This window comes from Kitasatospora sp. NPDC057015 (assembly GCF_042673745.1).
GTDB lineage: Bacteria > Actinomycetota > Actinomycetes > Streptomycetales > Streptomycetaceae > Kitasatospora.
This window is the reverse complement of record NZ_JBHUSG010000047.1, coordinates 1-14,788: the sequence shown is the minus strand read 5'-3', so window position 1 is coordinate 14,788 and position 14,788 is coordinate 1. Positions and strand designations below refer to the sequence as shown.

General features: G+C 74.5%; 14 protein-coding genes and 1 CRISPR repeat array. Of the genes, 8 read left to right on the top strand and 6 right to left on the bottom strand.

The genetic code is table 11. From position 1 onward, the window contains the following. Window position 1: 1 nt before the first annotated feature. From ACFTWP_RS32535 to ACFTWP_RS32520, 4 genes are all read right to left on the bottom strand, one after another. The gene (locus ACFTWP_RS32535; RefSeq protein ID WP_190215149.1) at window positions 2-394 is read right to left on the bottom strand and encodes a cell division protein SepF; all 393 of its coding nucleotides are present in this window, start codon (window positions 392-394) and stop codon (window positions 2-4) included. Window positions 395-663: 269 nt separating this feature from the next. Next, entirely contained in the window at window positions 664-1,188 is a 525-nt protein-coding gene (locus tag ACFTWP_RS32530) for a DinB family protein (protein WP_380268566.1), read from the bottom strand. Window positions 1,189-1,336: 148 nt separating this feature from the next. Further along, entirely contained in the window at window positions 1,337-2,044 is a 708-nt protein-coding gene (locus ACFTWP_RS32525; RefSeq protein ID WP_380268565.1) for a TVP38/TMEM64 family protein, read from the bottom strand. A gap of 155 nt (window positions 2,045-2,199) precedes the next feature. Beyond that, window positions 2,200-3,429 carry an MFS transporter gene (locus tag ACFTWP_RS32520; RefSeq protein ID WP_380268564.1) on the bottom strand — a complete coding sequence of 410 codons (1,230 nt, stop codon included), beginning with the start codon at window positions 3,427-3,429 and terminating at the stop codon, window positions 2,200-2,202. Between the two features lie 146 nt (window positions 3,430-3,575). Here ACFTWP_RS32520 and ACFTWP_RS32515 point away from each other — a divergent pair, with 146 nt between their 5' ends. Next, window positions 3,576-4,796: an ROK family transcriptional regulator gene (locus ACFTWP_RS32515; RefSeq protein ID WP_380268563.1), complete on the top strand. Its 1,221-nt coding sequence runs from the start codon at window positions 3,576-3,578 to the stop codon at window positions 4,794-4,796. A 64-nt stretch (window positions 4,797-4,860) separates the two neighbouring features. Here ACFTWP_RS32515 and ACFTWP_RS32510 read toward each other — a convergent pair whose 3' ends face one another. Further along, complete coding sequence (locus ACFTWP_RS32510) at window positions 4,861-5,112, bottom strand: hypothetical protein (protein WP_380268562.1); 252 nt, start codon at window positions 5,110-5,112, stop codon at window positions 4,861-4,863. A 493-nt stretch (window positions 5,113-5,605) separates the two neighbouring features. On the opposite strand from ACFTWP_RS32510, the gene ACFTWP_RS32505 reads away from it, so the two are divergent. The 5 genes from ACFTWP_RS32505 (at window position 5,606) to pip (ending at window position 10,726) form a co-directional block, all read left to right on the top strand. Next, window positions 5,606-6,019 carry a molybdopterin-binding protein gene (locus tag ACFTWP_RS32505; RefSeq protein ID WP_380268561.1) on the top strand — a complete coding sequence of 138 codons (414 nt, stop codon included), beginning with the start codon at window positions 5,606-5,608 and terminating at the stop codon, window positions 6,017-6,019. A gap of 164 nt (window positions 6,020-6,183) precedes the next feature. Beyond that, entirely contained in the window at window positions 6,184-6,954 is a 771-nt protein-coding gene (locus ACFTWP_RS32500; RefSeq protein WP_380268560.1) for a glycerophosphodiester phosphodiesterase, read from the top strand. Further along, on the top strand, window positions 6,951-8,117 hold the full coding sequence (locus ACFTWP_RS32495; protein WP_380268559.1) for a winged helix DNA-binding domain-containing protein: 1,167 nt from the start codon (window positions 6,951-6,953) through the stop codon (window positions 8,115-8,117). The genes ACFTWP_RS32500 and ACFTWP_RS32495 overlap by 4 nt, the downstream gene beginning before the upstream one ends. 193 nt (window positions 8,118-8,310) lie before the next feature. Then, window positions 8,311-9,597 (top strand): AI-2E family transporter, encoded by a 1,287-nt coding sequence (locus ACFTWP_RS32490; RefSeq protein ID WP_380268558.1) that lies wholly within the window; start codon window positions 8,311-8,313, stop codon window positions 9,595-9,597. A gap of 112 nt (window positions 9,598-9,709) precedes the next feature. Beyond that, on the top strand, window positions 9,710-10,726 hold the full coding sequence (gene pip / locus ACFTWP_RS32485; protein WP_380268557.1) for a prolyl aminopeptidase: 1,017 nt from the start codon (window positions 9,710-9,712) through the stop codon (window positions 10,724-10,726). 114 nt (window positions 10,727-10,840) lie between these two features. Here pip and ACFTWP_RS32480 read toward each other — a convergent pair whose 3' ends face one another. Further along, the gene (locus ACFTWP_RS32480; protein ID WP_380268556.1) at window positions 10,841-11,140 is read right to left on the bottom strand and encodes a hypothetical protein; all 300 of its coding nucleotides are present in this window, start codon (window positions 11,138-11,140) and stop codon (window positions 10,841-10,843) included. 320 nt (window positions 11,141-11,460) lie between these two features. On the opposite strand from ACFTWP_RS32480, the gene ACFTWP_RS32475 reads away from it, so the two are divergent. Both ACFTWP_RS32475 and ACFTWP_RS32470 read left to right on the top strand, forming a co-directional pair. Beyond that, on the top strand, window positions 11,461-12,180 hold the full coding sequence (locus tag ACFTWP_RS32475) for a flavodoxin family protein (RefSeq protein ID WP_380268555.1): 720 nt from the start codon (window positions 11,461-11,463) through the stop codon (window positions 12,178-12,180). A 127-nt stretch (window positions 12,181-12,307) separates the two neighbouring features. Continuing rightward, entirely contained in the window at window positions 12,308-12,772 is a 465-nt protein-coding gene (locus ACFTWP_RS32470; protein ID WP_380268554.1) for a phage tail protein, read from the top strand. A gap of 465 nt (window positions 12,773-13,237) precedes the next feature. Beyond that, window positions 13,238-14,788: direct repeats of the CRISPR family, unit length 25 nt; unit sequence GGAGCAACCCCCGCGAGCGCGGGGC.

The window sequence follows — 14,788 nt, the reverse complement described above, 5'->3', positions numbered from 1 at the left end:
GTCAGCTCTGGTTGTAGAACCCGGTCTCGTCCAGCGGCCGGTCGATCACCATGACCTCGACGTCGGCGGGGGTGAGCAGGAAGACCCGGCGGGCGATCCGCTCGATCCCGCCGCAGGTGCCGAAGATCAGACCGGAGGCGAAGTCGACCATGCGCTTGGCCTCGGCGTCGTCCATCTCGGTCAGGTCCATCACCACCGGGGTGCTGGCCCGGATGTGCTCGCCGACCGTCCGGGCCGCCTCGAAGCCGGTGGGCCGCAGGGAGACGATCTTCGTGGGAGCCGGGGCGGCCGGCATGGTCTCCTGGTCCGCCCAGGGATCGTCGTAGGCCGCGGCCGGGTAGTTTCCGGAGGGCATCAGCCACCCGTTGTGGTGCTCGTCGCGAAGTGCTCCCATGCCGCGCCTCCCTGTCTCGTCCCGAACGCGTTCCCCGGGTGCGCGTGCCCTTTTGACACGTCATCCACTCGTCGGAACTGTCCGAGTATCGCACTGATCACCGGTTCGGTGCCCGCTCGCGACCGCCGTACGGGTCGTGGCGCGCCGCCGATCCGGGCCGACCCGGACATCAGGTGCGACGCCCCAGCTCCGCGGATGGTTGCGCTGTCGGGCCAGACGGATCCCGGTCAATCGGGAATTGACCTTTCGTCAACCCCGGTGAACCGGATTCATTCCCCCGTGGCGCCGTCCACAAGCTCGCGGAGCAGATCCGCGTGCCCGTTGTGGCGGGCGTACTCCTCGATCATGTGTACCTGGATCCAGCGCAGCGTGACGTCCGCACCCCGGCGCTGGCGGCGTCCGACCGTCTCCAGCGGCAGGCCCTCGCAGGCCCGTCGGGCCAGTTCGATCTGGGCCTGCCAGGTGGCGAAGGCCTCGGCGGCGTCCGCGGTGTCCACGCCGTTGAAGTCGCCGTCCTCGTCCTCGGCCGACCAGTAGAGCCCCTCGCTCAGCTCCTCGCCCAGCAGGATCACCTGGTACCAGTGCTGCTCGACCTCGGCCATGTGCCGGACCAGGCCCAGCAGCGAGAGGTTGGACGGCGGTACGGAGCGCAGCCGCAGCTGGTCCTCCGTCAGGCCCTCGCACTTCACGGCGAGGGTGGCGCGGTGGTAGTCGAGCCAGGAGGCCAGCATGGCGCTCTCGTCGGCGGCGAAGGGCGGGTCGACGCGGTCGGTGCCGCTCGTTGTGGTGGTCATGGCGGTCATCCTGGCGGAGCGGACCGACAGTGGCGACCGAATAGTCGGACGGCGCTCCGGGGCGAGCGCCGTACGTCGGTCCCCGGGCTCGGCCCCGGGGCGGGCGTCGGGGCGGGCGTCGGCGGCTTCCCGGGGGTCGTGCGCCCGCTCAGGCGGTCCGCGCGCGCGGGCGGCGTCGGGCCGCCCGCCACATCGACACCGCGCTGAGCACCACCATCAGCGCGATGGCGCCCGCCGAGACCAGGAAGGCCGCCGAGCCCGGGGTGCGGGCACTCGCGGCGGCGACCACGTACGCGGCGGTGCTCGGCACCACGCCGATCGCGGTGGCGGCGACGAAGGGCCCGAACGCGACGCCGGAGAACGCGGCGGCGAAGTTGCCCGCCTGGAAGGGCAGCCCGGGGAACAGCCTGAGCAGCAGCACGCTGCGGAAGCCCTGCTCGGTGAACCGGCGGTCCAGGGCGGTGAGCGCGCGGCCGCGCAGCAGCGGACGCAGGGCGTCGCGGCCGAGCAGCCGGCCGAGCCCGAAGGCGAGCGCCGCGCCGAGGGTGGTGCCGAGCACGGCGAGCGGCAGCCCCTGCGCGACGCCGAGCAGCAGGCCGGCCGCCGCGTTCAGTGCCGGTCGCGGCACGAACGCCACCGTGCCCACGGCGTAGACGGCGACGAAGACCGGCGCCTGCCAGACCCCCGGGACGCTCGACGTGAGGCCGCCGGAGAGCAGGGCGGACGGGTCCCACAGGAGCAGGGAGCCGGCGGCCGTCCCGAGGATCACCAGGAGCAGTGCCAGCCTGGTCCAGGGCGACCGCAGCACACGGCGCGGCCAGGGCTGGGCCGGCGGGGAGGGCGGGGGAGCGTGCACCGGGCGAGCATAGGCCCTCCGGCCGCGGCCGCCGTCCCCGGCCGGGCGACCGGCCCGGTCAGGGCGGCTGCCGCGGGCGGGTGGGCACACCGGGGTGGGGGCGGGAGCGCCGGCCCGGGCCGGGAGCCCGGGCCGGCCCCGCGGGTGCGGGGCGGTCAGCGCCGGGAGTCGCTGGGTACCGGGTCGGCGGCGGCTCGGGCCGCCGGAGCCTGCGCCCCGGCCGGCGCGTCCGACCCCTGCGCCGGGCGGCGCAGCGCCCCGGCGCTCAGGATCAGTGCCGCGGCGAGCACGGTGACCAGGCAGAAGGAGACGCTGAGCGAGGTCGCCTCCGCCAGGACGCCGATCACGGCCGGTGCGATCAGGCTGGAGGTGTAGGTGACGGTCGCGACGCCGGCGATCGCCTGGCTGGGGTTGCCGCCGGTGCGTCCGGCCGCCGCGAAGGCGAGCGGCACCACGACCGCGATCCCGACCCCGATCAGCGCGAAGCCGGGGATCGCCAGCCAGGGGGTGTCCGCCAGGACCACCAGCAGGCCGCCCGCGGTGGCGATCAGCCCGCTGATCCGGGTCGCGAGCACCGGCCCCAGCCGGCGGATCGCCGCGTCGCCGGCCAGCCGGCTGACCGCCATGGTGAGGGCGAAGGCCGTGTAGGCGGCGGCCCCGACCGTCGCCGAGGCGCCGGTGACGTCCCGCAGGTAGACGCCGCTCCAGTCCATCGAGGCGCCCTCGGCGAAGACCGCGCAGAACCCGACCAGGCCGATCGCCAGCGCGCTGCGCGGCGGCAGGGCGAAGCGCGGCGGCGCCTCCTCCTCCGCGCCGGGCCGGATGTCCGGCAGCTGCCGGCCGGCCAGCAGTGCGCCGGCCGCCAGCACCACGGCGGTGACGGCCAGCTGGAGCCGGGCGTCCAGGTCGCGGTGGGCGGCGAACACGCCGACGGCGGAGGCGACCAGGGTGCCGACGCTCCACATGCCGTGCAGTCCCGACATGATCGACCGGCCGAGCCGCTCCTCGATCTCCACGCCCTGGGCGTTCATCGCGACGTCGGCCATGCCGGCGGTGGCGCCGTAGACCAGCAGGGTCGCGCAGAGCACGGGCAGCGAGGGGGCGAGCGCGGGCAGCGCCAGCGACAGGCACCAGAGGGTGACCAGTCCGCTGACGGCGGCCCGGCCCCCGAACCGGTGGACGATCCGCCCGGCCAGCGGCATGGCCAGCGAGGATCCGACGGCGGGCATCACCAGGGCCAGCCCGAGCTGGCCGGGGCCGAGGTCCAGGTGGTGCTGGATCCAGGGGATCCGGGTGGCGAAGCTCCCGGTGACGGAGCCGTGCAGGGCGAACGCCAGGGCGATGCTCACCCGGGCCCGGCGTGGGTCCTTCAGGATCTCGGGCATTTCGTCGTTCCCTCCGAGTCGCGCGGTGGGCGCGACGTGTCCGCCCATGGTCATGGAGCCCGGACGGGCGCCCGGTCCGCTAAATTATCAGGAAGGGACCCTGATAGAAACAGTCGGGGGAGCGCAATCTGGAAGGATGCTGCCTCATGACCACCGTTCGAACGGCCACACCGAGCACCGCCCGGGCCATCAACGACCGGCTGGCGCTCGACCTGCTGCTCGAACAGGGCCCGCTCACCGCCACCGAACTGCGCGACCTCACCGGGCTCTCCCGCCCCACCGTCGCCGACCTGCTGGAACGCCTCCAGCGCAGCGGACTCGTCACCCAGGCCGGTGAGCGCGGCGAGCAGCGCCGAGGCCCGAACGCCAGGCTGTACGCGCTCGTCGCCTCCCGGGCCCACATCGCCGCCATCGACGTCCGCTCCGTCGGCGTCAGCCTCGTCATCGCCGACCTGGCCGGCCGCACCCTCGCCACCGCCGAGATCCCGGCCGGACCCGCGAGCGGTGGCCCGACGGGATCCGGGGGCGGCGGCGCCGCAGGCGGCGGTCTGGCCGCGCGGACGGTCGCCACCCTGCTGGACACCGCGCGCGCGGCCGGCGTCCAGCAGCTGCACACCGTGGCCGTCGGCATCCCCGGCCTGGTCGACCCGGCCACCGGGCGCCTCGACAACACCGGCGGCCTGCCCGGCTGGCACACCGAACTGATCGCCGCCCTGCGCGAACTGCCGGGCACCGGGCTGATCCTGGAGAACGAGGTCAACCTGGCCGGCATCACCGAGCTCCGCGCCGGCGCCGCCCGCGACCGCGACACCTTCGTCCTGCTCTGGCTCGGCCACGGCACCGGCGCCAGCGTGGTGCTGGACGGCCGGCTGCGCCGAGGCGCCTCCGGCGGTACCGGCGAGATCGGCTTCCTGCCCGTCCCGGGGACGGACCGGCTGCCCAGCGCCTCCGACTGCGAGGGCGGCTTCCACAGTCAGGTCGGCAGCAGCGCCGTCTGCGCGCTCGCCCGCGCCCTCGGGCTGCCCGCCGACGAGGCCGGCGACGCCGCCGCCGCCGAGGCCGTGGTGCACGCCGCGGTCGCGGCGGGCCCGGCCGGCGCGGCCTTCCTGGACGCCTTCGCCGACCGGGTGGCCGTCGGCGCGGCCGCCCTCTGCGTGGTGCTCGACCCGGGCTGCGTGGTGCTCGGCGGCGAGGTCGGCCGGGCGGGCGGACTCGAACTGGCGGCCCGGGTCGGCCGGCGCCTGGCCGAACTCTCCCCGCTGCGCACCGAGGTGCGGGTCGGCGCGGTCGGTGGCGGCGGCGTCCTGGGCGGCGCCGTCCTGCTCGCCTGCGACGCGGCCCGCCAGGACCTCTTCGGCGGGCCGTGAACCGGCTTCGGGCTCGGTGGTCGGACGAGTGACGGACGGCTCGGCGCCGCCGCGGCGGGTGCGGTCAGGGCCGGCCGTGCACCGGCGCGGGCTGCGCCCCGGGCCGGTCGCCCGGGTCGGAGCCGCGGGCCGACAGGGCCGGCGTACCGAGCGCCACCGCCGCGACCAGACCGGACACCAGCAGCAGGCCGATCGCGACCCGGCCGCAGACCACCCGGGCGGACACCCGCTCGCGCCGGGGTGGTGCCACATTGCCGGGGTAGGCCCGCTCCACGGCGTACTGCCGGCGGTCGTCGGCGGTGAAGGCGAACGGCACCGGCTCCGCGACGGGCGCGCCCCGGCGGATCCCGCGGACGGTGCGGGCGCCCGACGATCCGGGGTCGAGCGGGCCGCGCCGCGGTGACTCCCCACCCGGGTCCGCCGTCCACGGCGCGCGGCTAGTCCCCGGTACGCGGCCTGTCGACGGTCCGCGCGGCGGTGCGTCTGGCATCGGTGCCTCTCGTTCGTGTCGTTGGTGTTGTTCGTGTCGTTCGTGTCGTTCGTGGGGCCGGTGGTCGGCGCGGTGACGTGCCCGGCGGCCGGACCGAACCGCGGGAGACCGGACCGAACCGCGGGCGAGTGGACGGAAACACTGTCCGATACGTGCAGTTTACGGGTGAATCGTGGCTGAATATCCGCCACCCGCCGGGCGCGTCCGCCCGGGTGGGCGGCGCTCCGCTTCGCGGTCCGCCCCGGCCGTACGGCAGGATGGCGGTGACAGTGGATTTGCCGTGACAGTGGATTTGCCGACACACCGCCAGGAGTCGCACATGGGCGTGCCCGCGCCGGTCAACCCGTACCGCATCGGTGAGGCCGCGGCGATGCTCGGCGTCAGCGCCGACACCATGCGCCGGTGGGTCGACGCCGGGCGGGTCGCCGCCGAGCGGGACGAGCACGGCCACCGGATCATCCCCGGCGCCCAGCTCGCGTCCTTCGCCCGCGAGTTGGCCCGGAGCGAGCACACCGAGGTCGAGGGCCGTCCGTCCTCCGCCCGCAACCGGTTCCCGGGCATCGTCACCGACGTCGTGCTGGGGGACGTCGCGGCGCAGGTCGAGATCCAGGCCGGCCCGTTCCGGGTGGTCTCGCTGATCAGCCGGGAGTCCGCCGAGGAGCTCGGGCTGGTGCCCGGCGCGGCGGCGACCGCCGTGATCAAGTCGACGAACGTGATGGTAGAGCGCGCCTGACCGCCAGGGGGCGGCCCACCCGGGCCGGTAGGGCTCGCCCCGACTCCGGGGGAAGAGCCACACCCCGTCACGTCCGGGAACAGCGCCGGGAACAGCGCCGGGAACAGTGCTCAGCAACAGCGTCCAGGAACAGTGCTCAGGAACAGGAAGAGGTCGCCGCACCGATGCCCGCCCACCCGTCCCTGCCCGACCCCCTCGACCGTGCGGGCAGCGCGACCGCCGCAGGCTTCCTGCACCCCCGGCCCCGGGTGCTCGCCGTCGCGCACCGGGGGGATCCCTACCGCCACCGCGAGAACACCCTGCCCTCGATCGAGTCCGCACTCGCCGCAGGTGCCGACGCGGTCGAGGTGGACGTCCGGCTGACCCGCGACGGCGTGCCCGTCCTGCTGCACGACGCCACCCTGCAGCGCCTCTGGGGGGACTCGCGCCCGCTGCGCTCGCTCACCCTCGACCAGCTGGACGCGGTCGGCACCGGCGCCCTCGCGGTGCCGACGCTGGCCGCCGCACTCAAGGCGGTCGCCGGCACGTCCACCGCACGGCTGCTGATCGACCTGGACGACGCCGGCCCGGCGGCCGCCGCCCACGCCGTCGTCGCCGGTCTCGGCCTGGAGGACCGGGCGGCCTGGTGCGGCCCGGTCGGCGCGATGCTCGCCGTCCGGGCGCTCGCCCCCGAGGCCGAGATCGCGCTCACCTGGACCCAGCCCCGACTGCCCGACACCGCGCTGCTCGCCGACCTGCGCCCGCACTACCTCAACCCGCCCTTCGGCCTCGCGAACCCGGAGTTCGTGGCCTCCGCCCACGAGCGCGGGCTCGCCGTCAGCACCTGGACGGCCGACCTGCGCCGCACCATGCGCAGGCTGCGCCGGGCCGGCGTGGACTCGATCACCAGCAACCGGATCGCCGTGCTCAGGTCCGTCCTGGACGGCCACCGGTGACCGCGCGGGCGGCGGGCGCCGCGACCCTCACCACCCGGGCGCTGGGCCGTGCCCTGCTGGCCCGCCAGCACCTGCTGGAACGCTCCACCGCGACGCCCGCCGCCATGGTCGGGCACCTGCTCGGCCTCCAGGCGCAGGCCGTCCCGCTGCCGTCGTACCTGGGCCTGTGGTCCCGTCTCGACGGGTTCACCCCCGATCAGCTGACCGGGCTGATCGAGCGGCGCGAGGTGGTCCGGATCGCCCTCCAACGGGGCACCATCCACCTGGTCACCGCCGACGACTGCCTGACCCTGCGCCCGCTCCTGCAGCCGGTGCTCGACCAGGCGCTGCGCAACGCCTACGGCAAGCGGCTGACCGGTGTGGACCTCGACGAGCTCGCCGCGGCCGGCCGGGCCCTGGTCGAGCAGGAGCCGCGGACCTTCCAGCAGCTCGGCGCCCTGCTGGCGCAGGACCGGCCGGGCCGCGACCCGGCCGCGCTCGCCCAGGCCGTCCGCTGCCGGCTGCCGCTGGTCCAGGTGCCGCCGCGCGGCGTCTGGGGCCGCAGCGGCCCGGCCGCCCACACCACGGCCGAGCACTGGCTCGGCCGGGTGCCGGACGCGAAGCCGTCGCTGGACGCCATGATCCTGCGCTACCTCGCGGCCTTCGGCCCGGCCACCGCCACCGACGTGCAGAAGTGGTGCGGCCTGACCCGACTCGGCAAGGTCCTGGCCGACCTGGCCCCGCAGCTGGTGACCTTCCGGGACGAGCAGGGCCGCATCCTCTACGACCTCCCCGACGCGCCGCGCCCGCCGACCGCCACCCCGGCGCCCGTACGGCTGGTGGCACCCTTCGACAACCTGCTGCTCGCGCACGCCGACCGCAGCCGGATCCTGCCCGAGAAGTACCGCTCCCGGGTGATGACCGTGAACGGTCTGATCCTCGGCAGCCTGCTGGTGGACGGACTGGTCGCCGGCAGTTGGGAGCTGACGGACGCCAAGGCCGACCGTCCCGGCCGGATGAAGGCACGCAGCGCGGGCGCCGCCGAGGGTCCCTGGATCGTCCGGGTGCGGCCGTTCACCGCCCTGAGGGAGCGGGACGAGGTGGCCGTCGAGGAGGAGGCCGGCCGGCTGCTGGACTTCGCGGGCGGCGGCGAGCTGCGGATCGAGCGGCCGGAGCTGGTGTAGCCGCGCCGCCCTGCCTGCGCTGTCTGTCTGCCCTGTCTGCCGGCCCGACCTGCCCTGCCTGCGCCGCCCGCCGGGCAGGCGGCGCGCGGCGACGGCCACGCCGGGGCGAGGGAGGACCAGCCTTTCCATCCGATTGTGTGCTGATATGTCCCAATGGGCGTCATCAGGACATAGCGGAGGGCAGGGAGGCGGGATGTCGGCAGAGGACACACCGGACCACGGCACCCCGCCCGACCGCTCCCGGTCCCATGACGGAGCCGGCGCCGGGCGGGGCGAGGCCGACCGTCCCGTCGGCGGTGAAGCGGAACCCGCGGACAACCACGCGGACGGCCGTCCACCGGACCAGAACGGCGCCCGCACCCCGGACGCCCTGCTGCCCCGCTCCGTCCGTGCCGCCGCGGCCTGGTCCGTGGCGGTGATCCTCTTCATCACCGTCGCCGCCCTGGTCGTCTTCGCCGTCGTCGAGCTGCGTGCCGCGACCGTTCCGATGATCCTGGCGCTGCTCGGCACCGCGCTGCTCTACCCCGTCATGCCCTGGCTGATGCGCCGGGGCCTCGGACGCAGCGGGGCGGCCGCCCTCACCTGCATCATGCTCGTCGTGATGGTCGGCGCAGTGCTGGCCCTGCTGGTCAACTCGCTGTCCCACAGCGCCCCGCAGATCGCCTCGGCGCTCCAGGACGCCGGCACGAAGCTGGCCGACTGGCTCGGCCCGACCGGCGAGAAGATCCAGCACTCGCTGCAGGACGCCCCGGGGGAGGGCAGCTCCCTGCTGAGCTCACTGGCCGGCGGACTGCTCTCCGGACTCGGGGTGGCCGTCCAACTGCTCACCGGCGCGATCCTGTCGCTGGCCCTGGTCTTCTTCTTCCTCCGGGACGGCCACCGCGCGCCCGACAGCGTCCGCTCCTTCCTGCCCGGGCACCGGGCCGAGACCGTCATCGCCTGCGGGCAGGAGGCGTTCGCCGCGACGGCGGGCTTCATGCGCGGCACCACCGTGATCGCACTGATCGACGCCTTCTTCATCACCATCGGCCTGGTCGTGCTCGGGGTGCCGGGCGCCCCCGGCCTCGGCGCCCTGGTGTTCATGGGCGCCTACATCCCGTACGTCGGCGCCTTCCTCTCCGGCACCGTCGCCGTGCTGGTCGCACTGGCCGACGGCGGGCTGGCCACCGCCCTCTGGGCGCTGGGCGTGGTGCTGGCCGTGCAGGCGCTGGAGGGGTACATCCTCCAGCCGCTGATCCAGAGCCGTACCGTCCAGCTCCACCCGGCCACCATCATGGTGGTCGTGATCGCGGGCGGGGGAGTCGCCGGGGTGATCGGCGCCCTGCTGGCCGTCCCGGTCAGCGCCGCCGCGCTCGGCATCGTCTCGGTCCTGCGCGGCACCGGCGGTCCGGCGGCCCGCCGCCTCTCGGTCGGCGGCGGGACGGACGGCGGGCCCGCCGGCGGCGCCGAACCCGGGGGCGTTCCGGGGAAGGGCACCTGACGGTACGTCCACCGCGCCCGGCGCCCCGACCGTCCAGGAAAGCCCGTGTCCTCCCGGCGTCCCCGGAGGTAGCCTCGCGAGGTCGTCCCCACCGATCCGGAGGTCCGTCACCGTGCCCGAGCCCCGCCCCGCACCCGGGCCCGCGCTCCCCGCCGAGCCGCCGTCCCCGATCGAGCAGTTCCCCCCGATCGAGCCCTACGCCCACGGCCTGCTCGACGTCGGCGACGGCAACGAGGTCTACTGGGAGGCCTGCGGGAACCCGGACGGCAAGCCCGCACTGGTGGTGCACGGCGGCCCGGGCTCCGGCTGCAAGCCCGGCAGCCGGCGGCTCTTCGACCCGGCGCGCTACCGCGCGGTGCTGTTCGACCAGCGGGGCTGCGGCCGCAGCCGCCCCCACGCCTCCGACCCCGCCACCGCCCTGGAGCACAACACCACCGGGCACCTGATCGCCGACATGGAACGGCTGCGGGAGCACCTGGGCATCGAGCGGTGGCTGCTGTACGGCGGCTCCTGGGGCTCCACCCTGATCCTCGCCTACGCCGAGCAGTACCCCGAGCGGGTCTCCGAGATCGTCATCAACGGCGTCACCATGACCCGCCCCGAGGAGACCGACTGGCTCTACCGCGGGGTCGGCCGCTTCCTGCCAGGACCGTGGGAGACCTTCCGGGACGCCCTGCCCCCGGAGGACCGCGCCGGTGACCTGGTGGCCGCCTACAGCCGCCGGCTGAACAGCCCGGACACCGCCGTCAGGATGGCGGCGGCCCGCGACTGGTGCGCCTGGGAGGACGCGGTGATCGCCCACGAGGTGCTCGGCAAGCCCGGTGGGTACAGCGATCGCCCGGACGACGCACTGATGGCATTCACCCGGATCGCCGCCCACTACTTCGCCCACGACGCCTGGCTGGAGGACGGCCGGCTGCTCCGGGACGCCCACCGGCTGACGGGCATTCCGGGCACCCTGATCCACGGCCGCCTCGACCTGAGTTCCCCGCTCAGGACCGCCTGGGAACTCGCCGCGGCCTGGCCGGACGCCGAGCTGACCGTGATCGACGACTCCGGGCACACCGGCAGCCCCGCCCTGCACCGGGCCGTACTCGGCGCGATCGCCCGCTACGCGGACCGCACCTGATCCCTCGTCGGTCGGCGACCTTCGCCCGGAGACGGAGCGGCGGACGGACCCGTACGGTCCGCCCGCCGCTTCCTTCCCCTACGTCGCCTTCCGTCCTCCTCCGTCCTCGGCCGCTCAGCCGGCGGCAGGCGACGGGATGGCGGCTCCGGCGGTGCCCCGCGCCGCCAGTCGGATGCGCAGGGCCTGGGTCGGCTCGGCCTGCTGGCGCTCCCAGCCCACGTCCACCACGTCGTGCGGGTCGTCCGCCAGCCAGTCGGCGGCGGCCTGGAAGAGGGCCTGCGCGTCGTTCCCGGCCAGCACCAGGGTGGCATCGGGCTCAACGGCCACCCACAGGTCGACGTGGCTGTTGACGAAGGCCCCGGCCCGGTCCTTCAGTGCCTGTGCGAGCGTTCGGCCGTCCTGATCCGTCTTCACCGGCTTCTCCTCGTCTCGTCACACGCTGTGTGACGCCCCCGTACCCCGCCGTGGGTGGATCACACTCCCCGTCACCGGTCGGCGCCCTCCGCAGTCGCCCGTCCGACCCCTTTGTCCCGTTGCGCGACTCTTCGAATCCTCGGCGCCTCACTCCTGGACCCGCCGCGAGGGTCCGCACCGCCCGCCCACCCTCGTGGCCGAGCCCGGCGGGCAGCGCCGCCCTGATGCTGGTGGAGTGGACCCGAGGCCCGGCCGAAACGCGGTCAACGGCGGCCGGCCGGTCGCCGGCCGCCCCGGGCGTCCCGAAGGAGACTGCGTCCATGGCCGACACCACCGCGACGTCCTACGGCGACCTGAGCGCCCTGGTCATCAACTGCACCCTCAAGCGCTCCCCGGAGCGGAGCCACACCGAGGGCCTGATCGACGTCAGCCGCGGCATCATGGAGCGCCAGGGCGTCCAGGTCGAGGTCCTGCGCGCGGTGGACATCGACATCGCCACGGGCGTCTGGCCGGACATGACGGAACACGGCTGGGAGACGGACGAGTGGCCGGTGATCTACTCCCAGGTGATGGCCGCCGACATCCTCGTCCTGGCCGGGCCCGTCTGGCTGGGTGACAACTCCTCGGTGATGAAGCAGGTGATCGAGCGGCTGTACGCGTGCTCCTCGCTGCTCAACTCCGAGGGCCAGTACGCCTACTACGGTCGGGTGGGCGGCTGTCTGATCACGGGGAACGAGGACGGTGCGAAGCACTGTGCGATGAACGTGCTCTACAGCCTGCAGCACCTGGGGTACGTGATCCCGCCGCAGGCGGACGCGGGGTGGGTGGGGGAGGCGGGGCCGGGGCCGTCGTACCTGGACCCGGGGTCCGGTGGTCCGGAGAACGACTTCACGAACCGGAACACCACGTTCATGACGTGGAACCTGCTGCACCTGGCGCGGATGCTGAAGGACGCCGGCGGCATCCCGGCGCACGGCAACCAGCGCTCGGAGTGGGACGCGGGGTGCCGGTTCGACTTCGAGAACCCGGAGCACAGGTGAGCGCGGTGCACAGGACGGCGCCCGTTCCCCGGCGGTCCGGGCGGGCGCCCGCCGGGTCCGTCCGTGCGCGCTCGGCGCCCGGGCCGGAGCTCTGCCGCCCACCGACGCCGATGAGAAGGAGCCTGGCATGACCTACACCGTGGATTTCGTCACCGTCTCGACCGTCGGTCTGGAGTCGTCGCCCGTCGCGGACGCGCTCGCCGGTCTGCGGGCGAACGAGGCCCGCTACTTCAAGAACAAGTACGACCACGTCTTCACGGTGGAGCCGGCGGGCCAGGCGAAGGCGGCCGTCGACTGGGTGCACCGGATCCTCAAGGAGGAACGCGACATCGTCATCTCCTCCCGGCCGCTCGAAGCCACGGCCTTCCAGGTCGAGGACATCCGAATGGCCTACGTCTTCTACGAGAGCGGCCTGTCGGTCAACGTGATGTACACCGTCGACGACGCCAAGAAGCGGGCCGTCGGGTTCAAGCTCTCCGAGGGGATGGACGTCCCGGAGGAGCTCGCCTCCCGGTTCAAGTTCGCACGCCAGAAGTCGAAGCTCGCCGGCACCATCCGCGGTTCGTACTTCGTCGTCAAGAACGAGTACTGACCGCGACACCTTCCAGTCCGGCGGGTCGGGCCGCTCGTGACCTCTGCGCGAAGAGGTACGCGGGCTGCTACGGCGGTGCTGAGGGCCGGCGGGGTTTTGGGTGGTGGCCTGTCATCGAGCCCCGGGTCGATCGGGTGCCGGAGTGTCCGCTGGTCGGGCTGGATGACAGAGCCGCATTGGTTAGGCACAGTAAGTGTGGAGTCCCGGCCAGGAGAGGGCGACCTGGGGTTGGTCCTACTCTCCTGGCCGGGGTCGGGTCGTGGTCATCGGACCAGCTGTGTGAGGGTGACGCCGGGGAGGCAGGTCGGTGGTGTCGACCTCGGTGGGGCCGTAGTCGGTGATGCTGCGGGTGGCGTCGTGGAGCTGCTTGACCCTGATGCGGTCGAAGAGAGCATGGGAGGGGGCGCGGCCGAAGGCGTCGTCGTGGGGCCGACCGCCCCTGCATCCCGTGCCCCTGCATGTAGCTGGAGCAACCCGGCGAGCGCAGGGCCGACACGCGGTTGAGACCGCCGGCGGGCATGCCCGCGGAGCAACCCCCGCGAGCGCGGGGCCGACACGGCGTCGCTCTGGCGGTCGTAGAGGCCCCGGAGCAACCCCCGCGAGCGCGGGGCCGACGATCAGCTCACGAAGCGCTCCCGCCACGCCGTGGAGCAACCCCCGCGAGCGCGGGGCCGACCCAAGAGCCCAATCACCGTGAAGGGCCGGGAAGGAGTAACCCCCCCGCGAGCGCGGGGCCGACAGCCGGGCGTACTGGTTGATGACCTTGGTGAAGGAGCAACCCCCGCGAGCGCGGGGCCGACTGGCGGCCTGGGCGGGTACGGTGGTCTTGCGCAGAGCAACCCCCGCGAGCGCGGGGCCGACTCTGCCTGCCTGCCTGCCTGCCTGCCGCCGGCTGGCGGCGGCTCGGAGCAACCCCCGCCGACGCAGTCGTCCAGACGGAACTCGCCTCCGTGCCGGAGCAACCCCCGCGAGCGCAGGGCCGACTGCGTCGGCAGTGCCTCGCCCTGGATCAAGTCGGAGCAACCCCCGCGAGCGCGGGGCCGACAGCAGCACCACCCTCCAGAACGACGACCACCTGGAGCAACCCCCGCGAGCGCGGGGCCGACTGGTCCACTGCGGCGTCGACCTGGGCCTCGCCGGAGCAACCCCCGCGAGCGCGGCGCCGACAGGCGGGCGTGGGCTCCGGCGGTGGCCTGGGCGGAGCAATCCCCGCGAGCGCGGGGCCGACCAGGCGTCGCCGAGGGGGCGGGTCCTGGCGCCGGAGCAACCCCCGCGAGCGCGGGGCCGACTTGAGGTGGACGCGGATGTGCGTCTCGTAGCCGGAGCAACCCCCGCGAGCGCGGGGTCGACGCGGAGCCACCCAGGATGGCCGGGCACTCGATGGAGCAACCCCCGCGAGCGCGGGGCCGACACGCTACGGGGTGACGGTCGGCCGGTCCGTGTGGAGCAACCCCCGCGAGCGCGGGGCCGACACGCTACGGGGTGACGGTCGGCCGGTCCGTGTGGAGCAACCCCCGCGAGCGCGGGGCCGACCACGACATGGCCGTGGGCCTGGCCTGGCTGGCGGAGCAACCCCCGCGAGCGCGGGGCCGACATCTTGTTGACGTAGTCCATGGACTCGCCGCTGGAGCAACCCCCGCGAGCGCGGGGCTGACCTCGACCGGCAGGTGCAGCATGTGGGTGAGGAGGAGCAACCCCCGCGAGCGCGGGGCCGACTGGGTACCCAGACCGACCCCGTCGACCTCGGCAGAGCAACCCCCGCGAGCGCGGGGCCGACCGATCTCGGTCACGGTGTGTCCGTCCTTCGGTGGAGCAACCCCCGCGAGCGCGGGGCCGACTGGGCGTCGGCGTCCCGTACGGCACCATCCTGGGAGCAACCCCCGCGAGCGCGGGGCCGACTTCCCCCGTCGTGGGTGCTGTCCGCCGACAGGGAGCAACCCCCGCGAGCGCGGGGCCGACCCCCCCTTGCCCGGCGCCAGCTCGGGGCAGGAGGCGCAACCCCCGCGCCCGCGGGGC